Annotated in this window: 26 protein-coding genes; all 26 read left to right on the forward strand. The window is 65.9% G+C overall.

What is annotated here, in order from left to right; genetic code table 11:
* The first annotated feature begins 245 nt into the window (after positions 1 to 245).
* The 26 genes from ACOACQ_RS06205 to ACOACQ_RS06330 all read left to right on the forward strand — a co-directional run bounded on the left by ACOACQ_RS06205 (position 246) and on the right by ACOACQ_RS06330 (position 25,335).
* A complete protein-coding gene (locus ACOACQ_RS06205; RefSeq protein ID WP_378606349.1) occupies positions 246 to 1,226 on the forward strand; it encodes an NAD(P)H-dependent flavin oxidoreductase in 981 nt (326 codons plus the stop codon).
* 180 nt (positions 1,227 to 1,406) lie between these two features.
* Positions 1,407 to 2,105, forward strand: a complete 699-nt coding sequence (locus ACOACQ_RS06210) for an SDR family oxidoreductase (protein WP_378606351.1) — start codon at positions 1,407 to 1,409, stop codon at positions 2,103 to 2,105.
* 248 nt (positions 2,106 to 2,353) lie between these two features.
* Positions 2,354 to 2,860 (forward strand): tautomerase family protein, encoded by a 507-nt coding sequence (locus tag ACOACQ_RS06215; protein ID WP_378606354.1) that lies wholly within the window; start codon positions 2,354 to 2,356, stop codon positions 2,858 to 2,860.
* Positions 2,861 to 3,025: 165 nt separating this feature from the next.
* Positions 3,026 to 3,958: an MBL fold metallo-hydrolase gene (locus ACOACQ_RS06220; RefSeq protein WP_420287881.1), complete on the forward strand. Its 933-nt coding sequence runs from the start codon at positions 3,026 to 3,028 to the stop codon at positions 3,956 to 3,958.
* 14 nt (positions 3,959 to 3,972) lie between these two features.
* Complete coding sequence (locus tag ACOACQ_RS06225) at positions 3,973 to 4,614, forward strand: TetR/AcrR family transcriptional regulator (protein WP_378606359.1); 642 nt, start codon at positions 3,973 to 3,975, stop codon at positions 4,612 to 4,614.
* Between the two features lie 205 nt (positions 4,615 to 4,819).
* A complete protein-coding gene (locus tag ACOACQ_RS06230; protein ID WP_378606363.1) occupies positions 4,820 to 5,617 on the forward strand; it encodes an SDR family oxidoreductase in 798 nt (265 codons plus the stop codon).
* A 79-nt stretch (positions 5,618 to 5,696) separates the two neighbouring features.
* The gene (locus tag ACOACQ_RS06235) at positions 5,697 to 6,347 is read left to right on the forward strand and encodes a TetR/AcrR family transcriptional regulator (protein ID WP_378606366.1); all 651 of its coding nucleotides are present in this window, start codon (positions 5,697 to 5,699) and stop codon (positions 6,345 to 6,347) included.
* Between the two features lie 318 nt (positions 6,348 to 6,665).
* Positions 6,666 to 7,475, forward strand: a complete 810-nt coding sequence (locus tag ACOACQ_RS06240; protein WP_420287882.1) for an enoyl-CoA hydratase/isomerase family protein — start codon at positions 6,666 to 6,668, stop codon at positions 7,473 to 7,475.
* A gap of 102 nt (positions 7,476 to 7,577) precedes the next feature.
* On the forward strand, positions 7,578 to 8,810 hold the full coding sequence (locus ACOACQ_RS06245; RefSeq protein ID WP_378606375.1) for an acyl-CoA dehydrogenase family protein: 1,233 nt from the start codon (positions 7,578 to 7,580) through the stop codon (positions 8,808 to 8,810).
* A gap of 82 nt (positions 8,811 to 8,892) precedes the next feature.
* Positions 8,893 to 9,948: a phosphotransferase family protein gene (locus tag ACOACQ_RS06250; protein ID WP_378606378.1), complete on the forward strand. Its 1,056-nt coding sequence runs from the start codon at positions 8,893 to 8,895 to the stop codon at positions 9,946 to 9,948.
* A complete protein-coding gene (locus ACOACQ_RS06255) occupies positions 9,945 to 11,411 on the forward strand; it encodes an MFS transporter (protein WP_420287883.1) in 1,467 nt (488 codons plus the stop codon). Before ACOACQ_RS06250 ends, ACOACQ_RS06255 begins: the two co-directional genes overlap by 4 nt.
* 323 nt (positions 11,412 to 11,734) lie before the next feature.
* Complete coding sequence (locus tag ACOACQ_RS06260; RefSeq protein ID WP_378606381.1) at positions 11,735 to 12,553, forward strand: MBL fold metallo-hydrolase; 819 nt, start codon at positions 11,735 to 11,737, stop codon at positions 12,551 to 12,553.
* 57 nt (positions 12,554 to 12,610) lie between these two features.
* Positions 12,611 to 13,852 carry a sugar ABC transporter substrate-binding protein gene (locus ACOACQ_RS06265; protein ID WP_378606384.1) on the forward strand — a complete coding sequence of 414 codons (1,242 nt, stop codon included), beginning with the start codon at positions 12,611 to 12,613 and terminating at the stop codon, positions 13,850 to 13,852.
* Entirely contained in the window at positions 13,849 to 15,396 is a 1,548-nt protein-coding gene (locus tag ACOACQ_RS06270) for a sugar ABC transporter ATP-binding protein (protein WP_378606387.1), read from the forward strand. Before ACOACQ_RS06265 ends, ACOACQ_RS06270 begins: the two co-directional genes overlap by 4 nt.
* Complete coding sequence (locus ACOACQ_RS06275) at positions 15,393 to 16,418, forward strand: ABC transporter permease (protein WP_378606390.1); 1,026 nt, start codon at positions 15,393 to 15,395, stop codon at positions 16,416 to 16,418. The genes ACOACQ_RS06270 and ACOACQ_RS06275 overlap by 4 nt, the downstream gene beginning before the upstream one ends.
* Positions 16,419 to 16,499: 81 nt before the next feature.
* Positions 16,500 to 17,192 carry a VOC family protein gene (locus ACOACQ_RS06280; protein ID WP_378606393.1) on the forward strand — a complete coding sequence of 231 codons (693 nt, stop codon included), beginning with the start codon at positions 16,500 to 16,502 and terminating at the stop codon, positions 17,190 to 17,192.
* A 93-nt stretch (positions 17,193 to 17,285) separates the two neighbouring features.
* The gene (locus tag ACOACQ_RS06285; protein WP_420287884.1) at positions 17,286 to 18,191 is read left to right on the forward strand and encodes a crotonase/enoyl-CoA hydratase family protein; all 906 of its coding nucleotides are present in this window, start codon (positions 17,286 to 17,288) and stop codon (positions 18,189 to 18,191) included.
* 249 nt (positions 18,192 to 18,440) lie between these two features.
* A complete protein-coding gene (locus ACOACQ_RS06290; RefSeq protein WP_378606399.1) occupies positions 18,441 to 18,932 on the forward strand; it encodes a tautomerase family protein in 492 nt (163 codons plus the stop codon).
* A gap of 90 nt (positions 18,933 to 19,022) precedes the next feature.
* Positions 19,023 to 19,940: an alpha/beta hydrolase gene (locus ACOACQ_RS06295; protein WP_378606402.1), complete on the forward strand. Its 918-nt coding sequence runs from the start codon at positions 19,023 to 19,025 to the stop codon at positions 19,938 to 19,940.
* Positions 19,937 to 20,365 (forward strand): nuclear transport factor 2 family protein, encoded by a 429-nt coding sequence (locus ACOACQ_RS06300; protein ID WP_378606405.1) that lies wholly within the window; start codon positions 19,937 to 19,939, stop codon positions 20,363 to 20,365. Before ACOACQ_RS06295 ends, ACOACQ_RS06300 begins: the two co-directional genes overlap by 4 nt.
* A gap of 2 nt (positions 20,366 to 20,367) precedes the next feature.
* Positions 20,368 to 21,372 (forward strand): NADP-dependent oxidoreductase, encoded by a 1,005-nt coding sequence (locus tag ACOACQ_RS06305; protein WP_378606408.1) that lies wholly within the window; start codon positions 20,368 to 20,370, stop codon positions 21,370 to 21,372.
* Positions 21,373 to 21,451: 79 nt separating this feature from the next.
* Positions 21,452 to 22,669, forward strand: coding sequence for an acetyl-CoA C-acetyltransferase (locus ACOACQ_RS06310; RefSeq protein ID WP_420287885.1), 1,218 nt, complete (start codon positions 21,452 to 21,454; stop codon positions 22,667 to 22,669).
* Between the two features lie 11 nt (positions 22,670 to 22,680).
* Positions 22,681 to 23,439: an SDR family oxidoreductase gene (locus tag ACOACQ_RS06315; RefSeq protein ID WP_420287886.1), complete on the forward strand. Its 759-nt coding sequence runs from the start codon at positions 22,681 to 22,683 to the stop codon at positions 23,437 to 23,439.
* 5 nt (positions 23,440 to 23,444) lie between these two features.
* Positions 23,445 to 24,131, forward strand: a complete 687-nt coding sequence (locus ACOACQ_RS06320) for an HAD family hydrolase (RefSeq protein ID WP_420287887.1) — start codon at positions 23,445 to 23,447, stop codon at positions 24,129 to 24,131.
* Entirely contained in the window at positions 24,128 to 24,886 is a 759-nt protein-coding gene (locus ACOACQ_RS06325) for an SDR family oxidoreductase (RefSeq protein ID WP_420287888.1), read from the forward strand. The genes ACOACQ_RS06320 and ACOACQ_RS06325 overlap by 4 nt, the downstream gene beginning before the upstream one ends.
* Positions 24,883 to 25,335 (forward strand): MaoC family dehydratase, encoded by a 453-nt coding sequence (locus ACOACQ_RS06330; RefSeq protein ID WP_378606459.1) that lies wholly within the window; start codon positions 24,883 to 24,885, stop codon positions 25,333 to 25,335. The genes ACOACQ_RS06325 and ACOACQ_RS06330 overlap by 4 nt, the downstream gene beginning before the upstream one ends.
* The last annotated feature ends 40 nt before the right edge of the window (positions 25,336 to 25,375 follow it).

Here is a 25,375-nt window from a genome sequence, read left to right on the forward strand (position 1 = left end):
GGCATGCTCCAGGCGCAGTCTTGCGCGGCATGCTCCAGGCGCAGTCTTGCGCGGCATGCTCCAGGCGCAGTCTTGCGCGGCATGCTCCAGGCGCAGTCTTGCGCGGCATGCTCCAGGCGCAGTCTCTTCGTCGTCGGCCGGACCGGTTGTGTCCAAACGAGTGCTCAAGAGATGAACTTGATCTCATGTTCGGCTAGGATGGTCTACCTGCGCACGTCTCAGCACGACCAGAGAAGAGGAAGAAGATGTTCCACACCCGGTTCACCGAGCTGTTCGGCATTGAGCACCCCATCGTCTGCGGTGGAATGACGGGGCTTGGCACTGCGCCGCTCATCTCCGCGGTCGCCAACGCCGGGGCGTTGGGATTTCTAACTGCGCTCACGCAACCCACGCCCGAGGCCTTGGCAGAGGAGATCCGCAGAACGCGCGAGCTGACGGACAAGCCGTTCGGGGTCAACCTCACCATCCTGCCGACTATCAAGTCGGTTCCCTACGACGAGTACAGAGCCGCGATCATCGAAGCGGGCATCACTGTCGTCGAAACTGCTGGATCGAGCCCCGAGCCCCATCTTCCGGACTTTCACGGGGCTGGGGTCAAGGTCATCCACAAGGCGACATCGGTGCGCCACGCACTCTCGGCTGAGCGAAAGGGCGTTGACGCCATCAGCATCGATGGCTTCGAGTGTGCCGGTCATCCGGGCGAGGACGACGTGCCGGGATTGGTTCTCATCCCGGCAGCGGTCCGCGCTCTGTCAATCCCCGTCATTGCCAGCGGTGGCATCGCCACAGGTGAGGGACTCGCTGCAGCCTTGGCTCTCGGGGCCGATGCCGTCAACATGGGGACCCGTTTCATGGCGACGACCGAAGCCCCGATCCATGCGAACGTGAAGGCGCAGATCGTCGCGAACACGGAGCGAGACACGGTCATGGTGTTCCGTGAATTCAAGAACAGTGCCCGGGTGGCGAAGAACGCCATATCTGAGGAGATTGCGGAGATCGGCAGTCGTCCAGGAGCCACCTTCGACGATGTTGCAGCACTCGCCTCGGGCGTGCGTGGCAGGGCGCAGGTGTTGAACCAGGGCGAGATGGAAGACGGCATGTGGTGGGCGGGCCAGGCCCAAGGGCTCATCCACGAAGTCGACTCCGTCGACAACGTCGTCAGGAAGATCATCAGTGATGCTGAACGGGCCATCGCCACCGTGTCGAGCCTGGTCGGCGGCCACTAGGGCGCGCCACGGCACGGGGATCGATCTCAATGAGTCGCCTGCGAAAGAGAGCGCGACCGTCGAGCGGGCTGTGTCCGTCAAGAGGCACAACGATCGGTTTCCGCTCGGCCAACGGTTCCACGACCCCAGGTCCGGCCTGCAGCACGACCTCTAGCCATTAGCCAGGCGCAAGGAGCAGCAATGATCATCGAGGAAAGCGCTGTTCTGGTAACGGGGGCCAACGGTGGGGTGGGGCGCCAGTTCGTCTCCCAGTTCATCGAACGGGGTGCCCGCAAGGTCTATGCCGGCACGCGGCGCGAGATGACCTGGGATGACGACCGGGTCGTCCCGTTGCTTCTGGACGTGACGGACTCGAACTCGATGCTCACCGCGGTGAGCGCCGCAGGCGACATCAGTGTGCTCGTCAACAATGCCGGCGTCCTGGGCCCGGGCTCGCTGCTGACATCCTCGATCGAGGAGATCCGGGCTACCTTCGAGACCAACCTGTTCGGGCCCCTCGCGCTGGTCCGCGCGTTCGCGGCCACACTGGCGCGAGCCCAAGCAAGCGCCGTCGTGGACGTGCACTCGACCATGAGCTGGCTGGCCGACCCGGGCCCGTACAGCGCGTCCAAGGCCGCGCTTTGGGGGCTGACCAACAGCCTCCGCCTCGAGCTCGCTGGTCAGGGCACCCAGATGCTCGGCGCCCACTTCGGCCCCACTGACACGCCGATGATCGCCTCTTTCGACGTCGCCAAGGCGGATCCGGCCGACGTCGTCGCGAACATCCTGGACGCACTCGAGGCTGGGGCAGAGGATGTGTATGCCGACGACACCGCGCGTCGGGTCCGCGAGAGGCTGGCCGTGCTGGCGACCGGCGTGCTCCCGACCCCAACGGACTGACTTGCCGCCGCCGGCGGAGACTCTGGCAGTTTGGTGTCACATAATTACCGGTGTTCGGCAAGTTCGACCTTGGTCACTGGCGCCGCTTGCTCGTACGTTGGGTGTGACCGGGAGCACATCCTGATGGTGTGGCTGGCAGGTCGAAGCCTGGAGGTCCGGCGCGATTCGCGAGGCGAGTTCTCGTAGCTGAGCACTTCGGGCCGGCGGCCTATTCGCACTCACGCAAGAAGCAAAAAGAGGAGTACACCATGCCGCTGTGGCACCTTTTCGTCCCTGAGGATGCGTTCACGGACGAGGACATGAACGATCTCGCCGAACGGATCACCAACATCTATTCGTCTCCGGAGGCGATGGAGAACTTCGGCTTCTCCTTCCCGCGCTTCTACACCTCGGTGATCTTCCACGAGGTCAAACCGACGAGGTTCTACATCGGTGGCGAGCCCCGTGACAAGTTCATCCAGATCCAGGTCGCCCATATCGCCGGCGGGACAGACGGGGACACTCGACCCGTGAACGACCAGGTCGCCGAGACCATGGGGGTGACGGTGGACGAGCTCTTCAAGCGGTACTTCGGCCTGGTTCTTCCGGCGCTGAAGCCGTACGTCGACGACCGCGGGTACGAGTGGGAATTCTCCATCCAGAACGATCCTGCTGTCTCGTGGAGGATCGACGGCATGATCCCGCCGGCCCCGGGCACCGATGACATGCGGCGCTGGGACAAGGACAACAAGGCCTCGCGGCGCACCGGTGCCTGAAGGCAGCACGGTCGCTAGTGCCTGACGTCATCCAGGATGACGCCGCCTGAGATCCAGTCGGAACAGTCGTCGCTCTGTGTGTGGGCGAGCACTGTCCCGTGTCACCACATTTCGCTCCTGCGTCCCGTGAGGCGGCGCTACCTCAACAGAACTCGGAGGTCCCTCGTGGATGCTCACTCGCCTGGCGCAGTCTCCGGCTCGCCTGCCGTACCGCCGATCCGCGCAACGGTGTTCGTCGGCCGCTGGCCCACGATCCCGCACGATGATTGGCCCGGCATGCCGGCCGGGACGTTCTCGCCGACCACCTCCACCCTCGTGAGCGGCCCGACCGAGGTCGTTCTGATCGACGCCCAGTACCTCAAGGACGACGTCCGGGACCTCGGCGACCTCATCGAGCGCACGGGCAAGAAGCTGACGACCATCTACCTCACCCACGGGCACCCCGATCACTACCTCGGCGTGAACCCACTTCTCGAGCGGTTCCCGGACGCGAAGTGCGTGGCACTGCCCGGCGTGATCGAGTTCATGCACCACATCCACGAGGACAACATGCTCCAGTGGCGCGTGCTGTTCGGCGACACGAGCGTCATGGAGCTGCCTCGGGTGTCACCCCTCGAGGATCTCACTCTGCACGTCGATGGCTCGCCGCTCAACATCATCGAGGTGAAGCAGGCCGACATCCATCCCACGACGATCGTGCACATCCCCGAGATCGATGTCGTTGTGGCCGGCGACTCCATCTACAACGAGATCCACCAGATGTTCGGCCTGTCCGCGCCCGAGGAGTGGCAAGCCTGGCTCGAGACCGTTGACCTCGTCGAGGGACTCTGTCCGCGGATGGTCGTGGCGGGCCACCGCAGGCCCGATGGCGATGACTACGCGGTCGACGCCATGATTGCGCAGACCCGCTCCTACATCCAGGACTTCGCGGCCGCCCACGAGGTCGCGAAAGACGCCGATGACCTGATCGCGACGATGACAGCGAAGTATCCCCATCACGGGAACTACTGGACTCTGTGGTTCTCCGCAGCGAACGCCATCGAGCTTCGCGACACAGGACGAGCCAACCCCGGTGTTTCCAATCAGGTTCGCTACTGAGCGAAGCTGAGTTCATGGCACCCTCGGGGGCGGATCCACGAAGCGACGCCAGCCCTGTCAAGGAGCTACCTCGGACGGCGCGCGGAGCGCGCACGCGCGCCGCTTTGGTCACGGCTGCCCGGACGGTCTTCGAACGCGACGGTTACCTCGATGCCCGGCTGGCCGACGTCACCGCCGAGGCCAAGGTGGCGGCTGGGTCCTTCTACACCTACTTCACCAGCAAGGAGGAGGTCTTCGCGGCGGTCCTCCAGTCCGTCCAGGACGAGATGGTCCATCCGCAGGTCCGGCGGATGATCGACAGCGACGCTCCTCTGGCAGTGATCGAGGCGAGCAACAGGGCCTATCTGGTCGCGTACCGGCGCAATGCAAAGCTGATGCGGCTGCTGGACCAGGTCAGCGCTGTGGACGAGAACGTGCGGGCGCTTCGACGCGCTCGAGGCCGGGCTTTCGCGGAGCGAAATGCCCAAAGCATCAAGGATCTCCAGGCGCGCGGGATTGCCGATCCTGAGGTCGATCCACTCCTCGCAGCAACTGCACTTTCGGCGATGGTGAGCCGGATGGCCTACGGCACCTTCGTGCTGGGGGATCCGTGGCGGATGGAGGATCTGGTCACCTCGTTGACCCGCCTCTGGGCCAATGCGCTGCGTATCACCTGAGGTCCGCGGTGCAGGACCGCTGGCCGTTGTGAGGCACTCTGCCCTAAACTTGAACCTGAACTCAAATGCAAGTTAGGAAACCATAGTTGCCTCCATGATCGGCGGCGTGAAGGAGTGACATGAATGCCGGAACAGCCGTTGTTGTAGGCGGGTCAAGCGGTGGCGGGCTTTGTTTTGTCCGAGTGCCCAGCGAGGGGAACCGGGCATGAAGGTCTCAGGCAAGGTCGCCATCGTGACCGGTGCGGGCGGAGGCATCGGGGCCGCGCTTGCTATTGAGCTCGCTGAGCAGGGTGCCCGGGTGGTCGTTGCAGATCTTGATCCCGAGCGCACTGCCCAGGTCGCTGCCGCAGTGGGCGGTGTCGCTGTGACGGGGGATGCGTCCCGCGTCGAGGTGCTGAAAGAAATGATCGCTGCCGCCGAGAGCAACTTCGGGCCGGTGGACCTGTTCTTCGCCAACGCAGGCGTGGGTGGTGGGTCCGGCATCGGTGAGAGCGACGAGGACTGGCAGCGCACCCTCGACATCAATCTCTTCTCCCACATTCGTGCGGCTCGTCTGCTGGTGCCAGGCTGGATCGAACGAGGATCCGGCTACTTCGTGTCGACTGCCTCGGCCGCCGGACTGCTCACCCAGATTGCCGCTGCGCCGTACTCGGTCACCAAGCATGCTGCCGTGGGTTTCAGCGAGTGGCTTTCAGTCACCTACGGAGACCAGGGGGTCCGGGTGAGTTGCATCTGCCCGATGGGGGTCAATACGGCCATCCACCACGACGCGCTCAATGCGGTCGACGAGGTGTCGCAGCTCGGGGCGAACGTGGTGGCCAAGGCCGGCACCGTGCTGGAGCCCGAGGACGTCGCCGCGATCACGCTGGCGGCGATGGAGGAGGAGACCTTCTTGATCCTCCCGCATCCAGAGGTGCTCGAGTACTACCGGCGCAAGGGATCGGACTACGACCGGTGGCTCGCCGGAATGCGCCGCCTGCAGCGTGAGGCAGCTGAGGCTTGATGCGATTGGGCCGCTGCAAGCCAGAAGCCTTGGCCTGTCGGGCGCCATCTGGGCGCGGGCGTGGAGGAGAATGGCGCCCGTGACCGAAGACACTGCTCGCAAGCCACCGGTGACGCGCCGAGGCGTCCGCACGCGCGAAGCCCTTATTGACGCTGCGCGGGTCGTCTTCGAGCGCGACGGGTATCTCGATGCTCGGCTGAGCGACATCACTGTCCAAGCCGGCTTCGCCATCGGAACTTTCTACACGTACTTCAACGACAAGGAGGAGATCTTCGCCGCTGTCATGGAGGCGACGAAGAACGAGATGCTCCACCCCGGGATGGCGCACGTCGAGGCGGTCGATGATCCGGCCGCGATCATCGAGGCGAGCAATCGTGCTTACCTCGAGAGCTACCGTCACAACGCTAAGCTCATGCAGCTGCTGGAGCAGGTCTCGAACATCGATCCCAACGTCCGGGAGCTGCGGCGGGACCGCGGCTGGGTCTTCGTCGAACGCAATGCCCGTGCCATCAAGGATCTTCAAGAGCGTGGTCTCGCCGATCCCGATGTCGATCCCGTGATGGCCTCGCGGGTGCTCTCCGGCATGATCAGCAGGTTCGCGTTCGCCACGTTCGTGCTCAACGACGGAGGCGACTTCGAGGAGCTCGTCTACACCGCCACCCGGCTGTGGTGCAATGCGTTGCGCATCGAGCACCACCTCACCTTGCCGCGAGCCGTCCGCAAGAAGTGACGACCCGCTAAGGCAGGTCCGTGGCGGGACTCCAACGACCCCGCAACCCGCGGCCGCGGTTGTGCCGGAGCGCTCTCGGGGAGCGACTCCACCTTTCCGCCCGCCGTTCTGGCATCACCACGCTGGCGCGTGGCGCGCTTCTGTGCCCTGCGCAGGAGGGGGCGGGCAGGTGAAGCTCCCGCGTCGAGTATTGGCGCGCCCAGGTTGTGATACCGTTCGAGTATGAGGATGAGTTCAAGTTCAGGTTGGGGGACGGCAAGCCTCCCTGACATGAGCCGACCAGTGGTTGATGAGGGTCGCCCTCCCGGCGACGAGGTCTTGACTGACGTCACCAGCGGCGTCGGCACCATCACGCTCAATCGCCCCGACAGCCGCAACGCACTCTCGGTCGAGATGATCCGGGGCTTGGCGACCGCCTTGAACGAGATGGACGCATCCTGCGAGGTCGGAGCGATCGTCATCACTGGCGCTGGCGGCGCCTTCTGTTCTGGAGGGGACATCAAGGCCTTTCACGAGCAAGGAGGCGAGGGAGCCGGCGCAGCCGAGATCGACCACGCTGCCGTCGAAGCGCAGCGTCGCGATCAGGAGGAGACAGTCGGTCGTATCCACCGGTGCCGGAAGCCGGTTCTCGCCTCCATCCCTGGTGCTGTGGCCGGAGCAGGCATCGGACTTGCGCTTGCCGCGGACCTACGCATCGGGTCGCCACGCACGTTGTTCGCTACCGGCTTCGAGGCTGTCGGGCTGGCCGGCGACTTTGGTGTCGCGTGGCTGCTCGACCGGCTGGTCGGCCCGGCCAAGGCGCGCGAACTCATCTTCCTCAACCCCCGGGTCCGGGGTGAGGAGTGCGTTGCCCTGGGCCTGGTCAACTGGATGGTCCCCGAGGACGAGCTGGAACAGCGCACCCGTGAGATCGCTGAGCGACTGGCCAGCGGCCCCTCGCACGCGATCGCGGGGATGAAGCAGAACCTCCTGTGGGCGCCGCACGAGGATCTCACCTCCTCGATGTCGGCCGAAGTGCCCCGGCACAAGGCGAGTGGCTTGACCGAGGATCACGTGGCGGCGGTCAAGGCCTTCGTCGCCAAGGAGAAGCCGACCTTTTCCACCGGATGGCACGGGGAGGCCCGGTGAAGGTCGGCAACCAGCTCGCCACCGCTCCGTCTGCACTGGCTGGCGCGGCCAGGTCGACGTACAACACCACGATTTTGCCCAACGATGAGACAAGGAACTGAGATGGACTTCGAGTTTTCGGATCGCTGCAACGAGTATCGGGAGAAGATGCTCACCTTCATGGACGAGCACGTCTACCCGGCCGAAGCGATCTACGACGCACAGATGGCGGAGTCGGGGAATCCCCACTTCCACCCCCCGATCCTCGAGGAGCTCAAGACCGAGGCGCGCAAGCGTGGCTTGTGGAACCTCTTCCACCCGCACGAGGACAAGGCGTGGGGGTCTCCGGGCCTGAGCAACCTCGACTACGCGCCCCTCGCCGAGATCATGGGACGCAGCCCCAAGCTCGCCCCCGAGGCGACCAACTGCAACGCGCCCGACACCGGCAACATGGAGGTCTTCCAGCTTTTCGGCACCGAGGAGCACAAGGAGAAGTGGCTCAAGCCGCTCCTGGCCGGCGAAATCAACTCGGCCTTCTGCATGACCGAGCCCGACGTGGCGAGCTCGGACGCCACCAACGTACAGCTCTCGATGGTGCGCGACGGGGACGAGTACGTCCTCAACGGCCGCAAGTGGTTCGCCTCGAACGCCCTTCACGCGAACTGCAAGGTCCTGATCGTCATGGGCAAGACCGACCCCGGGGCGGAGGCACACCGGCAGCAGTCGATGATGGTCGTCGCGATCGACACTCCGGGCGTCACGGTCGTCCGTGGCTTGCCCGTCTTCGGCTACACGGATCGTGAGGGACACGCCGAGATCCTCTTCGAGGACGTCCGTGTTCCCACCACCGCTCTGCTGGCCGGCGAGGGCGACGGCTTCATGATCGGTCAGGCGCGCCTCGGGCCCGGACGGATCCACCACTGCATGCGCTCCATCGGCATGGCCGAACGTGCTCTCGACCTGATGATCAAGCGGGCCCAGACCCGGGTGACTTTCGGTGAGCCCATCGCCAACCGCTCGAACATTCAGGACTGGATCGCCGAGGCGCGCATCGAGATCGAGGTGGTCCGCCTCCTCACCCTCAAGACGGCATGGCTCATGGACACCGTGGGCAACCAGAAGGCGCGCGTCGAGATCGCCGCGATCAAGGTCGCCGCTCCCCAGATGGCACTCAAGATCATCGACCGTGCGATCCAGGTCCACGGTGGCGGCGGCGTGACCGATGACTTCCCGCTGGCCGGCTTCTATGCGCACCAACGCACGCTCCGGCTCGCCGACGGACCCGATGAGGTCCACAAGCGGACCATCGCCCGAGTTGAGCTCAAGCGGATGCGAGACGCCGCCGCCGCAGTTTGAGCAGACCGTGCGCGGCGCCGAGCCGTGGACCACCACGGTGCGGCGCCGCCGCTGACGACAACAAAAAGAAGAGGAACTTCAAATGGGATCAGATGAGATGCTCACACGCACCGCAGAGGTGGGCGCAGTCGCGCTGGACCCGGCGGCATTGGGAGTCTTCCTCCAGACGCAGGGGGTCGCCGTCGTCGGAGAGATTTCGGCGAAACGGATCGGCCTCGGCCAGTCGAACCTCACCTACGAGCTTACCGACGAGGCAGGCAGCCGCTGGGTAGCCCGCCGGCCGCCACTGGGCAACCTGCTGGCATCGGCCCACGACGTCACACGTGAGCACAAGATCCTTTCCGCATTGGCTGGGACGCCGGTGCCGACACCCGGAGTGGTCGCTCTAGTCGAGGACCCCGCGATCTGCGACGCGCCCGTGCTGGTGGTGGAGTACGTCGACGGACTGGTGGTCGATCGAATGACGGCCGCTGAGGCGTTGACCCACGAGCAGCGGCACGAGATCGGACTCGAACTGGCTCGCGTCCTGGCGCGGTTGCATGCTGTCGACCTCGACGCGGTAGGCCTGGGTGACCTAGCGAGCCACTCACCGTACGCACAGCGGCAGCTGAAGCGGTGGAGCCGACAGTGGGACGCCAGCCGCACTCGGGATCTTCCAACACTGGACCGGCTCACCGCCTGGCTGCAGGGCAACGTTCCAGCCGACACGTCGCTCGCCGTGGTCCATGGCGACCTACACATCCGCAACGTCATCCTTGACCCGGTCACCGCTGGCGTACGTGCCACGCTCGACTGGGAGCTGTCGACCCTGGGTGATCCCTTTGCCGACCTGGGCTCCACGCTGGCGTACTGGCCGGAGCCGTCCGATCCGCCCAGCGGCCTGTTCGAGGCCTCCAAGTTGGCCGGATTCGCGACCAGGCAGGAGATCGCCGAGACCTACGCTGCCGAGTCCGGCCGCGCGCTGGGTGCGCTGACCTTCTGGGAAGTGCTGGGCATGTGGAAGATCGCGATCATCGCCGAAGGAGTACGCCGGCGCGCGTTGGATGAACCTGCCAACGAAGCCGAGGATGGAGCCCCGACGGTCGAGCTGATCGACGCGATGGTTGAGAGAGCCCTCCAGCGCGCTGGCATTGCGTGACCGCCACGACGACCGCTGTGAAGCCTGAGGGCCCGCGTCGCTCGGGTGCGGGGGCGGTCGTCTTGGTGCTGGCCCTCTGCGGCACGGCAGTGTCGCTGATGCAAACGGTGGTCGTCCCGCTGTTGCCGGACTTCCCCGGGCTACTGGACACCAGCCCTGACAACGCTTCCTGGCTGGTGACCGTCACGCTTCTCACGAGCGCCGTCACAACGCCCATCATGTCGCGGCTTGCCGACATGCATGGCAAGCGTCGGATGATCGTGGTCTCGCTGGTCGCTCTGCTCTGCGGCTCGCTGCTCGGTGCTACCAGTGACTCCTTCGCGCTCCTCATAGTCGCCCGACTTCTGCAGGGGTTCGCTCCGGCCCTCATACCGATCGGCATCTCGACGATGCGCGATGAATTGCCTCCGGGCAAGATCGGCGGTGCGGTCGCACTGATGAGTGCGACTCTTGCAATCGGCGGCGCTGTGGGGTTGCCGCTCTCGGGCCTGATCTATGAGCCCTTCGGATGGCACGCGGTGTTCTGGGCCAGCGTCGTGATGTCCGTGGGCATGCTTGCCCTGGTCCTCCTGGTGGTGCCCGAGTCAGGTGTGAGCACGCCTGGGCGCTTCGACTGGCTGGGAGCGGTCCTGATCTCCATTGCCTTGACGGCCCTGTTGCTTGGCATCTCCAAGAGCGGAACTTGGGGATGGACATCACCGTGGACCTTGCTTTCCTTCACGGTGGCAACGCTGTCCTTCGCCGTCTGGGCCCCGTGGGAACTGCGCACCGGCGAACCGCTCGTGGATCTGCGCACCTCGGCACGTCGCCCCGTGCTGCTCACCAACATCGCATCGCTCCTGGCCGGCTTCGTCATGTTCAACTACATGTTCGTTGCCACCCAGCAGTTGCAGATCCCGGTCGAGACGGGAGTCGGGTTCGGCCTTGGGGTGACCGAGGCGGGGCTGGTGATGTTGCCCGGCGGTGTGTTGATGGTCCTGATGGCCCCGGTGTCCGCGTTCATCACCCGACGGTTCGGAGCACGCATCACTCTGATCGGGGGCCTGTCCATCACGGGTCTTGGATACGTCGTCCGCGTGCTGCTCGACGGCTCCCTCGTCGAGCTCGTAGTCGGCATCTCGATCGTCTCGGTCGGGATCGCGATGAGCTTTGCGGCGATGCCTGTGCTCATCATGCAGTCGGTTCCCGTTGGTGGGACGGCGGCGGCGAATGGGCTCAACACGGTGGTCCGCTCGATCGGTACATCCACGTGTTCGGCGACGATCGCCGCGTTGCTGACGGCCGGAGCGGTCGGCAACGGCACGTACCCGTCTGAAGCGGCGTTTCATGCGATGAGCTGGCTTGCTGCAATCGCCGCATTCCTCGGCGCTGCTGTCGGATTCCTCATCCCGGCTCGGACCGTGACCGTCGTGGCGGCTCGGGCCGTCGGACCTGACAGAGGACCGCTGGTCCGAGTCTCTTGATTCCCGGCGATCGGACCGCGCCGCCGAGGACCTGGCCCAGGTGTCACCAGGGTGGCCACCGCGGGTTTGGTACGCCGCCGGCCGCACCGCCTGCTGGCCGGAGTCGTGTCAATTCTGTACCGGGGCTCGGCAAGTTCGACCTACGTGACGCACGTCGCATTTCCTTACGTTGGGTGTGACCCGCAGCACGTTGGTTCGTGATGCTGACACCGAACAGGAGCTACCTCGTGGACCTTGACAAGCGATCGCCAGTGGCCGCGCCGCCCATCCGCGCCACGTCCTTTGTTGGGCGGTGGCCAGACATTCCTGCGGACTGGCCAGACATGTTCAGCGGAAAGTTCTCGCCGACCAGCGCGACGATCGTCAGCGGTCCGACCGAGGCGATCCTGATCGACGCGCTCTACCTCAAGGATGACGTCCGAGAGCTCGGGGACCTGATCGAGCGCACCGGCAAGACGTTGACGACGATCTACATCACCCACGCGCACGCGGACCACTACTCGGGACTCGGACCTCTCCTGGAGAGGTTCCCCAGTGCGCGGTGCGTGGCGATGCCCCACGTGGTTGATGCCATGAAGGAAGAGATGGAGCTGCACAAGGAGCAGTGGCGGATGCTGTTCGGCGACGCCTGCGTGACACCAGGGCCGCTTCCGGAGCCGATCGACGAACGCACCCTGTTCGTGGACGGATCGCCGGTCAACATCATTGAGGTCAAGCAGGCCGACATCCATCCCACCTCGATCGTTCACGTACCCGAGATCGACGTCGTGATTGCCGGCGACTCGGTCTACAACGAGATCCATCCGATGCTGGGCCTCTCGACGCCCGAGGAATGGTCCGACTGGCTGGAGACGATCGACCTGGTGGAGAGCCTGAATCCCCGCATGATCGTGGCTGGGCACCGCAGGCCCGACGGCGATGACTACGCGGTCGAGACCATGATCGCCCAGACGCGCTCGTACATCCGCGACTTTGCCGCTGCCTATGAGGTCGCCAAGGACATGGAGGACTTGGTGAACACCATGGTCGCGAAGTACCCCCACCACGGCAACCTCTGGTCCCTCCAGTTCTCGGCCGCCAGCGTTCTTCAATATCGCGAGACCGGCAAGACGGCGGAAAAGGTCGGGTCAGCCGCTCAGTGAAGCGGCACGGCAAGAACCGCCCCACAGCACATCGAAACCTAGGAACACGAGGAACCAATGACCACCACAACGCACATCGTCACGTCCGCCGCCAAGCACCGAACGTCACCGTCGATCAAGGGAGGACCTTCGGCCCTGCTGCTGGCCGTCGGGCTGATGCTGCCCTTCGTCGCGGCCTGTTCGAGTTCCGATGACGGCGGGGGAGGAGGCACCACCTCAACCGAGGTGATCGATGAGGCGAAGGCGGCCGTGGCCAAGAACCGCGAAGGGACCGATCGCGCACTGCCGGACAGCGCCCCCAAGCCCGAGGCTGGCCAGAACGTCTGGGTCATCTCATGCACCCAGGTGGCGGAGGGTTGTTCGAGGCCCGCAGCCGGGATCAAGGAAGCCGGTGAGACCGTCGGTTGGGAGGTGACGGTCTTCGACGGCAAGGCGAGCCCGGACACCTTTGCTGACGGGATCCGGTCCGCGATCGCCGACAAGGCCGATGCGGTCGTCCTCGATGGTCTCGACTGCGTCGCGGCCAAGGGCGCACTCGAGGAGGCCCGCGCCGCGGACGTGAAGATCTACGGCATCTTCTCCATGGACTGCGACGACCCGCTGGCCGGAGGCGGCGAGCCGCTGTACGACGCCCAACTCCTCTACCAGGACGGCATGACTTTCCGCGAGTACACCGAGGGTCCCTACATCCGTAGCGTCGCTGACTACGTCATTGCCAAGACCGACGGAAAGGCCAAGATCATCCAGTTCACTGAGGATGACGCTCTCATCACCCAGCACCTGGGCAAGGGTTTCGTGGACCGGATCAAGGACTGCGGTGGCTGCGAGATCGTCGCGGAGGTGCCCTTCACCCAGAGCGACTTCGTCACCGGAAAGCTCCAGACCAAGGCCGAGGCCGCCCTGACCCGAGCCCCTGACGCCAACGTCGTGTTCGGCCTTCATGACACCGCACTGATCCTTGGGGTCTCGCAAGCCGTGGTCGCCTCAGGTCGCAACGACGACCTGCTGGTTCCGGGCAACGAGGGCCTGAGCCCCAACATCGGCTTCGTGAAGGACAACAAGGGCCAGGACTCCATCGCCGGGTCCCCGGCGATCTGGGTGGGCTGGGCCGCGGTTGACGGCATCAACCGGATGTTGCAGGGAGAGCCGCAGGTCGACTCGGGCATCGGCCTGCAGACGCTGGACGCCGACGGGCCGCTGCCGAAGGTGACGACGTACTACGACGGCAACATCGACGCGGACGGCAACCCGAAGCGCGACTACGTGGCGCACTACAAGAAGATCTGGGGCGTTTCGTGACCGACCTCCCGGGTGGTGCGCAGGACACCGTCCTGCGCACCACCGGTCTGAGCAAGACCTTCGCGGGGACGACGGTCCTGCGTGACGCGCGCTTGGAGGTCCGTCGCGGTGAGGTTCATGCCCTCCTCGGCGGCAACGGGTCGGGGAAGTCCACGTTGATCAAGCTCCTTGCCGGCGTCTACCACGCTGATCACGGTGGCCGGATCGAGGTGCAGGGTGTCGCTGCCTCTGCGGACGAGTGGTCACCCTCGACGGCCCGGTCTGCTGGGCTCCACTTCGTCCACCAGGATCCCGCGGTGTTCGGAGCACTGACTGTCGCGGAGAACCTGGCGATCGGCCGCGGCTTCGTGCGCGCGGTCGGGGGGCGGATCGACTGGAAGGCGACCAGGAGGCGCACGGCTGAGGTCTTGGAACGCTACTCATTGCACGTCTCGCCAGACGCCCCGGTGGCCGCGCTGCGACCGGCCGACCGCACCATGCTGGCCATCGCCAGAGCGCTCCAGGATCAGGAAGGCGCCCACGACGGGGTGCTGGTCCTCGACGAACCCACTGCATCCCTCCCCGTCGGGGAGGTCGACATCCTGCTCGCCGCACTGCGCAAGTACGCGGCGGCGGGCCAGACGATCGTGTACGTCAGTCACCGACTTTCCGAGGTCCTGGAACTCGCTGACCGGGTGACCGTCCTGCGCGACGGTGAGCAGGTGGCGACTCGCGAGGTGGACGACCTGACCGAGGAACAGTTGGTTGAGCTCATCGTCGGCCGCGGGATCGAGCGGGTTTATCCCGAGCGATCTGGGACGGTGGGCGAGGAGGTCGTGCTGTCGGTGCGTGATCTGGTCGCCGGTCCGCTCCGGGGAGTCGATTTCGACCTGCACCGCGGAGAGATCCTCGGCATCGCCGGGCTGCTGGGGTCGGGCCGTAGTTCGTTGCTGCGGTCGCTCTTCGGCGACCTGCCCGTCACGTCGGGCGAGGTCGTACTGAATGGCAGGTCCTACCAGGCATCCCGTCCGGCGGCGGCCATGAAGGCCGGGGTCGCGATGGTGCCGGAGGACCGTGCCGCGGAGGGCCTGTTCGCCTCGAGTTCGATACGCGAGAACCTGTCGGCGGCAGTTGTCCCACGCTACTGGTCGCGCGGTCGGCTCCAGCACCGCAGGGAGCATTCCGATGCCGAGCGCCTGGTCGGCATCTACAACGTGCGACCGGCCACCGACAAGGCCGTCGCTGGCACCTTGTCGGGTGGTAACCAGCAAAAGACAGTGATGGCGCGCTGGTTGCGGCGAGCCCCAGCCGTGCTGCTGCTCGACGAGCCCACGCAGGGTGTCGACGTCCAGGCTCGTGCCGAGATCTACGAGCACGTCCGGCGGGCGGTCGCAGCCGGCAGCGCCGTTCTCCTCGTGACCTCCGACTTCGAAGAACTCGCTCAAGTGGCCGATCGAGCCTTGGTGCTACGCGAGGGCCGTGTCGCTGCTGAGGTCAGCGGCGTCGATCTGGAACCCCATCATCTGACCGAATTGTCGTACCTGCTCAAGGAGACCAACCGATGACCACCACGGCCAATGGCACGATCAAGAGCGCCACCAGTACGGGGGTGACCTCACGTCGGCGCCCGGAGTTGCTGGCGTTCCTCGAGAGCTACGCGTTGGCGGTGCTGCTGGCGCTGCTGTGCCTGTTCTTCTCGATGTACGGCTCGACTGCCGAGACTTTCCCGTCGCTGGCGAACATCCGCAACATCTTGGGGAACGAGTCGGTCGTCGCGATCGCGGCCCTCGCGTCGATCGTGCCACTCACGTGCGGACAGTTCGACGTGTCGGTCGGTGCGGTGCTCGGCCTGGCATCCATCGTCACCGGCAGCGCCGTGGCAACGCACGACCTGCCGGTGGTCGTGGCGATCTTCCTCGGCATCATCGCCGGCGCTGTCGTCGGTATCCTCAACGGTTGGCTGGTGGCCTACCGCGGCGTGAACGCGATCATCGCAACCTTGGGGACGTCGACCCTGGTGGCTGGACTGGTGAGCCTCTACACGGAGAACCAGGTCCTCAGCGTTGGTATCCCCGAGAGCCTCACCAACCTGGGCTCGGGGGTGCTGCTGGGGGTGCCCCGCCCGGTCTTCGCGCTCGCCCTCGTCGCCATCGTGCTCTACTACCTCCTCCGCCACACGCCGTACGGACGGTACCTCGCCTCGGTTGGAGCGAGCCCCACATCGGCGCGCCTGGTCGGCCTGGACGTCCCGCGGATGGTGCTCTCCAGCTTCGTGCTCTCCGGTGCGCTGGCCGGCGTCGCGGGCGTGGTCCTGCTGGCCCGCGCCGGGACGGCCAACCCGACAGTCGGTCCCGGTTACACCCTCGCTGCCTTGTCTGCTGCGTTCCTGGGGGCAACAGCAATCCGGCCGGGAACCTTCAATGTCCTCGGCACGCTGATCGGCGTACTCTTCGTGGCCGTCAGCGTCAACGGCTTGGTCCTGGCGGGCGCAGCTGACTGGGTTGAACCCACCTTCAACGGCGCAGCGCTGCTCGTCGCCGTGACTCTGTCGACCGCAATCTCGCGCCGCCGTGCCGGTCGGACGTGACCTCACTCTTGGCGATGCTGTACCTAAGTTAGGCGATTTTTGACGACTCGAGGGGACGGAACGGTTCCTAGAGTGGCAGGCATGACAGCAGCTCGCATGCTCCGTATTCGCCAGGTCACCATCGTGGCCCGTGACCTCGACACCGCCGTCGCGGATCTTCGAGTCAAGCTCCCGCTCGGGGAGCCGTTCTACGACCCGGACGTGGCCCAGTTCGGTCTGTGCAACGCCGTCCTGCCGCTCGGCGACACCTTTGTGGAGGTCATCTCGCCCATCGAGGAGGGTACGGCAGGCGGCCGCCACCTCGACCGGCTCGGCGGCGATGGCGGCTACATGGCCATGTTCCAGGTGGATGACATCGCCGCAGCTCGCGCCCGCATCAAGGATCTCGGCCTCCGGGTCATCTTCGACAACGACGAAGAGGGCGACATCGACATCCACATCCACCCCCAAGACGTGCCGGGTGCCATCATCACGCTCGACCACATGGTTGTGCCGGAGTCCTGGCGATGGGCCGGACCCGAGTGGATCCAGAAGACACCGCCCGCGCTCGGTCCGGGGCGTGTGACCGGTGCGACCTTGACTGCACTGGAGCCGACTCAGCTCGCGAACACCTGGGCAGCGGCCCTCGGCACGACAGCCGACGGCGACCGGCTCGCTCTGGACGGCGGCGAGCTCCTGTTCGTCGCGGGTGAGCGCGACGGCATCGCCGCGTTCCACGTCGAAGGGCTCGAGGCGGATGTAACCAGCGGCGGCGTCCAGTTCCTGCGCGCCTGAACCGTACGCGCACGAGTGGCGACGCCAAGTCGTCACGGTTCAGGGCGGCGCCCGCTCCGCACCTGCCACACCGCATCCCAGGAGGAATGAACCATGGATTTCCAGACGATCCGGCACGATGTCAGCGATGGCATCTTGACGATCACGCTGAACCGGCCGGAGCAGCTCAACGCGTTCACCGTCACGATGGCGGAGGAGCTTGAGCATTCCTTTCGCTCCGTTAACGATGATGACGCCATCCGCGCCGTCATCGTGACCGGGGCGGAGCGCGCATTCTGCGCTGGTATGGACCTCAGTCGTGAGGGCAACGTTTTCGGGCTCGACGAGACGCGCACTCCCGGTCTGGGCGACATGGCCGACCTCGACGATGCTGCAATCGCCGCCGTCCGCGACACCGGTGGACGGGTCACATTGGCCATCCACGACTGCCGTAAACCGGTGATCGCTGCCATCAACGGTGCCGCCGTGGGCATCGGCGCCACGATGACGCTGGCGATGGACCGTCGCCTGATGTCGGCCTCGGCGCGTATCGGGTTGGTCTTCGGCCGAATCGGCATCGTTCCAGAGGCCTGTTCGACGTGGTACCTGCCCCGGCTGGTCGGCCCTTCTGCGGCTATCGACCTGGTCCTGAGCGCCGACATTCTCGACGCCGATGCAGCTCTGACGGTCGGACTGGTCGACGAGGTGCACCCCGACGATGACCTGCTGACCCAAGCACTCAGAGTCGCAGACTCGTGGACCCGAGACCGGTCTCCCGTTGCCGTAGCCATCACTCGCCAGATGGTGCGGCGCAACGGCAGCCTGGCGCACCCGAGCGATGCTCACCGGATCGACTCGCTCGGCATGTTCTGGACCAGCATCGGCGATGGAAAGGAAGGAGTGGCTGCCTTCCTGGAGAAGCGGAAGCCCGACTTCCAAGGGCGGGCATCTGTGATGCCCGACTTCTACGACGACTGGGTGGCGGGCCAGGGTTCGCGATCCGCGTTGGTGTCGGAGTGAGGTCGTACCGGTGACCGCATGCGTGTCAATTCCGTACCGATGTTCGGCAAGTTCGACCTACGCCGCTGGCGCCGTCCGGTCGTAGTTTGGATGTGACCGGCAACACGTCCTACTCGTGCGGCTGACAGGTCCATAACTGAGGGTCCGCACGAAACGCGAGGCATGCACAAGCAGCGAGCGTTTCGGGCACGTGCTGGCGGTAGCCCGTTCCGCACTCACCCGGCCATCCACAAGAAGAAGGAGCACCTCATGCCGTTGTGGCAGCTGCTAGTCCCGGAGAACGCCTACACGCCTGAAGAGAAGGCGGAGATTGCCGACAAGATCACCAACATCTACTCGTCCGACTGGTCGCGGGAGAATTTCGGCTTCGAGTTGCCGAAGTTCTATACCTCGGTCGTCTTCCACGAGGTCAAGGCGGACTCGTTCTTTGTCGGCGGCGAGTCGCGTGACAACTTCGTCCAGATCGAGGTCGTCCACATCGCCCGTACGAACGAGGGGGCCGCGGAGCTTGCGGGCATCACTGTCGAAGAGATCCTCCGGCGGTACTTCGAGAACGTCAACGAGTTGCTCAAGCCTTACACGGCCGACCGCGGGTACGAGGTGGAGTTCCACGTCGAAACCGCGCCGTTCGAAACCTGGCAGATCGACGCCATGGTCCCGCCGGAGCCCAACTCCGAAGACGAGCGGCGTTGGTACAAGGAAAACCGGAGCTCGCCCTACGGGCAGTACGCGACGGCCTGACGGGCCGCACCCTGATCCGGGGTGCGTGCCGCGGTGCGGCACGCACCCCGTTCCACCATCTAGATGACGTTGACTGACAAGGAGAAACCGATGCGCGAAGACATCGAGTTCGACGCTGAAGGCGCGACCCTGCGCGGCTGGTTCTACCCCGCGGAGGGTGTGTCCGGGCCGGCGCCCTGCATCATCCTGACGCACGGCTTCTCCTGCACCAAGGAGATGGGCCTGGAGCCCTACGCCGAGACGTTCAGCGCTGCGGGGTTTGCTTGCGTGGTCTACGACCACCGAGGGTTCGGCGCCTCGGACACTGCTCCAGGCAAGCCGCGGCAAGAGATCGATCCGTGGGACCAGATCCACGACAACCAGCACGCCATCACCTACGCGCAGGGCCGGCCCGATGTCGATGCCTCGCGGATCGGGGTGTGGGGTTCCAGCTACGCGGGTGGTAACGCGTTCGTGGTCGCGGCGATCGACCGGCGCGTGAAGGCCGTTTGTGGCCAGGTGCCGGCGGTCGCAGGGCGGCGCACCTTCGAGGCGGGCGTGCCGAAGGAGTACTGGCAGATGGCGTGGGACGGGCAGGCTGCCGATCGCCTGGCGCGAGCGCGTGGCGAGGCACCGACGATGATCCCCGTGGTCACCGCGGACCCGACGCAGCCGGCCGTCATGCCGACACCCGATGCCTACGCGTTCTTCTCGGCGTACGAGGGGACGGCGTGGCGCAACGAGGTCACGCTGCGCTCGACCGAGCTGGGCTACGAGGCCGGCGAGTTCCTCAAGTTCGTCGCTCCCACGCCGCTGCTCATGGTGATCGCCGAGGGCGACAACATCGTGACGCCCGGCGAGTGGGCCAAGGAGGCCTATGACACCGCTGCGGAGCCCAAGAACCTCGTCTACATCCCCGGCGGCCATTTCGACGCGTACACCGGTAGAGGTTTCGACGTCTCGTCCAGCGCGGCACGTGACTTCTTCCTCGAACACCTGGCCAGTGAAGTCAGCGAACTCATCCCATGAGCACCCTTGCAGGAGATCTGGCACGCGCCCTGGGCGATGTCGACGCGATGCAGGAGCTGTACGCCGACGACATCAGCTGGACCCTGCCTTCCACGCTGGGCCGCATCGGCGGCACGCACGAAGGCAAGGAAGCGGTCATCGCGTTCAACAAGATTGCGCTGGCTGCCTACGACAAGAAGGCCGGCACCGACGTCGCGATCCACGAGGAGTTCGAAGGGGACGGCGGCAGGAGTATCGCGCGCATCCGCGTGCGATCGACCGTGAGAGCGACTGGCGAAGGCTACGACAACGAGTACGTGCTCATTGTGCGGGGTGTCGACGGCAAGATCGTTGAGGTCAACGAGTACCTCGACACCCTCAAGACCATGCACTACGACGGTCTGCGACGTTTCCTCCCCGCGATCGACGGGGTCGAGGTCCGGTGACCGTGACTGATCGCAGGTGGCGTGTCGCCGCCATGCCGGACGAGCAGCTCGACAGCTCCCATTTCGAGCTGGTGACGGTGGATCGGCCCGAGGTGTCCGACGGGCAGGTCGGCTGCCGGGTGCTGTGGATCTCCATCGACGCGGCACAGCGGGCGTGGTTCCAGGGTGTCTCGTACCGCGCCGCCCTCCACGTCGGTGACACGATGCCCGCGTTCTGCATCGGGCAGGTGGTCGAGAGCCGTTCCGACGACTTCACACCCGGCGACATCGTCACCGGTCACCTGGGCTGGCAGGACTACGGCGTCGTCGACGCTGATGAGCTGACGCGACTCACGGTCTCAGCGCCACTGTCGCGCTACCTGAGCGTGCTGGGCATCACGGGCTTCACGGCCTACTTCGGTCTGCTCGGCGTTGGAGAGGCCAAACCCGGGGAGACCGTCGTCGTCTCCGGAGCCGCTGGAGCGACGGGCAGCCTCGTCGGCCAGATCGCCAAGCTCGGCGGGTGTCGTGTCGTCGGCATCTGCGGGAGCTCCGAGAAGCAGAAGTGGCTCACATCCGAGCTCGGGTTCGACGCAGCGGTCAACTACCGCGACGAAGACTTTCGCCAGACCTTGAAGGAGGCATGTCCCGACGGGATCGACGTGTTCTTCGACAACGTCGGCGGTACGACGCTCGACACGGCCCTCGGCAGGATGGCTCACCGGGGGCGCGTCGTGTGTTGCGGAGTTGTCTCGCAGTACGACACGAACACACCCGCCCGCGGCGCACGTGGTGTCCCCGGTGTCCTCATCGGAAGGAGCATCACGATGCGCGGCTTCCTGTACACCGACTACGCCGATCGGTTCGACGAGGCGCTGCATGCACTACAGGGCTGGATCGACGAGGGCTCCCTGACCGTCGCCGAAGACATCCTCGAGGGCCTGGAGAAGGCGCCCGAAGGACTCATCGGCGTGCTCAACGGCACCAATGTCGGCAAGCGCATGATCCACGTCGCCGACCCGGTCTGAGGGCCGATACCGAGAACCGCGAGACCCGCACTACAGCACGACAAGCACGTTGCTCATTCATCCAGGAAGGCCGTCACCCATGCCCGAAGCAGTCATCGTCTCCACCGCCCGATCCCCGATCGGGCGGGCCGTCAAGGGCTCGTTGAAGGACATGCGTCCTGACGACCTCACCGTCCAGATGGTCCGGGCCGCGCTGTCCAAGGTGCCTGAGCTCGACCCGGCCGATGTGGTCGACCTGATCCTGGGCGTGGGTCAGCCGGCGGGGGAGTCGGGCAACAACCTGGGCCGTGCGGTCGCCGTACTGAGCGGAATGGACCACCTGCCCGGCGTCACCGTGAACCGGTACTGCTCGAGCAGCCTGCAGACCACGCGGATGGCCTTCCACGCGATCAAGGCAGGCGAGGGCCACGCCTACATCTCGGCCGGCGTCGAGACCGTGAGCCGGTTCTTCAACGGCTGGTCGGACGACCCGGTCGGGCAGAACCCTGCGTTCGGCGATGCGCAGACGGTCACGGACAAGCGGGCCGGTGGCGGCGCCGAGACCTGGATCGACCCGCGGACCACGGGGGCGCTGCCCGACCTGTACATCGCGATGGGCCAGACAGCGGAGAACGTGGCGCAGCTCCTCGGCATGTCGCGTCAGGAGCAGGACGAGTTCGCCGTGCGCAGTCAGAACCTCGCCGTCCAGAGGGTTGAGGAGGGGTTCTGGGCTCGGGAGATCATCCCTGTGACGCTCCCGGACGGCTCGACGGTTTCCGCTGATGACGGCCCGCGGCCGGGTACGACGATGGAGAGCATCAGCCAGCTCAAGCCCGTCTTCCGACCCGACGGCACCGTGACGGCCGCGAATGCCTGCCCGCTCAACGACGGCGCGGCCGCGCTGGTCATCATGAGCGACACCAAGGCCAGGGAGCTGGGACTCACGCCGCTGGCGCGGATCGTGTCCACGGCCGTGACCGCGCTCTCTCCCGAGATCATGGGTCTGGGCCCGGTCGAGGCGATCCCGGCCGCGCTGCGCAATGTCGGGATGGGCCTGTCGGACATCGACCTGTTCGAGATCAATGAGGCGTTCGCGGTCCAGTCGCTCGGATCTGCGCAGCAGCTCGGCATTCCGCTCGACAAGTTGAACGTCAACGGTGGCGCGATCGCCATCGGGCACCCGTTCGGCATGACCGGGGCCCGCATCACCGCCACCCTCATCAACTCGCTGCAGTGGCACGACAAGCAGTACGGCGTCGAGTCCATGTGCGTCGGCGGCGGTATGGGCATGGCCATGGTCATCGAGCGACTGAGCTGAGGGGCAAGAGAATGAGCAAGCGTTTCGAGGGCAGGACTGCAATCGTCACCGGAGCAAGCCGGGGGATCGGGCTCGCCATCGCCGAGCGGCTGGTTGCCGACGGTGCACGCGTGGTCATCACCGCCCGGAAGCAGGAGGCACTGGATGAGGCGGTCGCCGGGCTCGGTGGGCCGGACGTGGCCCTTGCCGTCGCCGGCCGCGCCGACGACGCGGACCATCAGGCTGATGTCGTGCGGCAGACGCTCGAGACCTTCGGCAGCATCGACTTCCTGGTCAACAACACGGGGATCAACCCCGTGTACGGGCCGCTCGTCGAGCTCGACCTCGCCGCCGCCCGCAAGATCGTCGAGGTCAACTGCATCGCCGCGGTCTCGTGGGTCCAGCAGGTCCATCAAGCATGGATGAAGGAGCACGGCGGCGCGATCGTCAACGTCTCCTCGCTCTCCAGCATCCGTACGGCGCCGGGCATCGGGTTCTACGGTGCGAGCAAGGCGATGCTCAACTCGCTCACCGAGTTGATGGCGGTCGAGCTCGGACCGGACATCCGGATCAACGGCGTCGCGCCGGGAGTGGTGAAGACGCGGTTCGCCACGAAGCTGTACGAGGGCCGCGAGGACGAGGTCACCGCGGCGTACCCCCTGAAGCGGCTCGGCGTGCCGGAGGACATCGGCAGCGTCGTCGCTCACCTGCTCTCCGACGACGCCGCGTGGCTCACCGGGCAGACCGTCGTCGTTGATGGTGGCCTCAGCCTCCAAGCCGCGGAGGAGTGAGCCGGGTGGACGAAGTCGATCCGCTCCACTCCGACCGCCGCGTCGATGCGGTCCTCTTCGACTACGGCGGCGTGCTCACCGGCCCTGTGAAGCATTCCATCGCCAACTGGCTGGCCGCGGATGCGATCGAGCCCGAGTCGTTCTCGGGCGCATTGCAGGCGTGGCTGTCTCGCAATGCCCCGGACGGTACGCCGGTCCACCGGCTGGAGACCGGCGAGCTCACGGTCGCGGAATTCGAGCGCCTGCTCGCGGCCGAGCTACGGACCACGGATGGGAGCGCAGTGGTCCCGGACGGGATCCTGAGCCGGCTCTTCGCGGGCATGCTGCCCGACGCAGAGATGTTTCTGCTGGCCGAAGAGTTGCGTTTCGCCGGCCTGGAGGTCGGCCTGCTCTCCAACAGTTGGGGGAACACCTACCCCCGTGCACGGATCGACGCCCTGCTTGACCCGGTCGTGATCTCCGGCGAAGTCGGACTGCGCAAACCCCACGCCGCGATCTACGAGCTGGCCCTGGATCGGCTCGGCCTTCCCGCTGACCGGGTGCTCTTCATCGACGACGCCGAGCCCAACGTGCTCGGTGCGCGGAGCGTGGGCCTGCACGCCCTGCTGCACACCGACCACTCGTCAACCCGCGCCTCGCTCGCCGAGCTGGTGCCGGACCTCAACCCCAATCCCGTAGGAGTCACCGCATGACCACCACCCACCGCACGGCGATCGTGACCGGAGCCGCCCGCGGCATCGGTGCCGGAGTCGCGCACCGCCTTTCCGCCGACGGCTTCGCCGTCGCTGTCCTCGACCTCGACGAGACCGCTTGCAAGGCTGTCGTGGCGGAGATCGAAGGGGCCGGTGGCCGGGCACTCGCGGTCGGCGTCGACGTCGCCGACGAGGAGGCGGTCCAGGTCGCGGTCGAACGGGTCGCCGCTGAGCTGGGTGAGCCCGCCGTCCTGGTCAACAACGCCGGTGTCATCCGCGACAACCTGCTCTTCAAGATGACCACTTCCGACTGGGACGCGGTGATGAACGTCCACCTGCGCGGTGCCTTCCTGATGACCCGCGCCGTGCAGGGCTACATGACCAAGGCGAGCTGGGGTCGCATTGTGAACCTGTCCAGCACCTCCGCGCTCGGCAACCGTGGCCAGGCCAACTACTCCGCAGCCAAGGCCGGGGTCCAGGGCTTCACCAAGACGCTGGCCATCGAGCTGGGCAAGTACGGCGTGACCGCCAACGCCATCGCGCCCGGGTTCATCGAAACCGAGATGACCATGGCCACGGCAGAGCGGATGGGCGTTTCGTTCGACGACTTCAGGGCCTTCGTGGTCAACGACATCCCTGTCGGCCGCGGCGGCCTCCCGGCCGACATCGCGCACGCAGTGTCGTTCTTCGCCAGCGAGGGCGCCGGCTTCGTGTCTGGTCAGGTGCTCTACGTCGCCGGTGGGCCGAAGGCATGAGGGTCTTCAACGGCATCGCCGAACTCGAGAAGGCCGTCGGCACCCACCTCGGTCACTCCGAGTGGCACACGGTCGACCAGGAGCAGATCGACGCCTTCGCGGCGGCGACGGGGGACCACCAGTGGATCCACGTCGACCCGGTGAGGGCGGCCGAGGGGCCGTTTGGAGCAACCGTCGCACACGGCTTCCTCACGCTGAGCCTGCTGCCGATCCTCACCTGGCAGGTCTACGAGGTCCAGGGCGTCAAGATGATCGTCAACTACGGCGCCGACAAGCTTCGCTTCCCTTCGGCGGTGCCGGTCGGCTCGCGCCTGCGAGCGGGCGTCGAACTCAACGCGGTCACGCCGATCGCGGTGGGCCACCAGGTCGCCCTCAGGGTGACGATCGAGCGGGAAGGCGGCGACAAGCCGGCCTGTGTGGCCGACATGCTCGCTGTCGTCATGCCGTGATGACGGCCGGAGCGACCCCGGGCCTCGACCTCGACGTCCT

The organism is Nocardioides sp. CPCC 206347 (genome assembly GCF_048654605.1).
Classification (GTDB): domain Bacteria; phylum Actinomycetota; class Actinomycetes; order Propionibacteriales; family Nocardioidaceae; genus Nocardioides.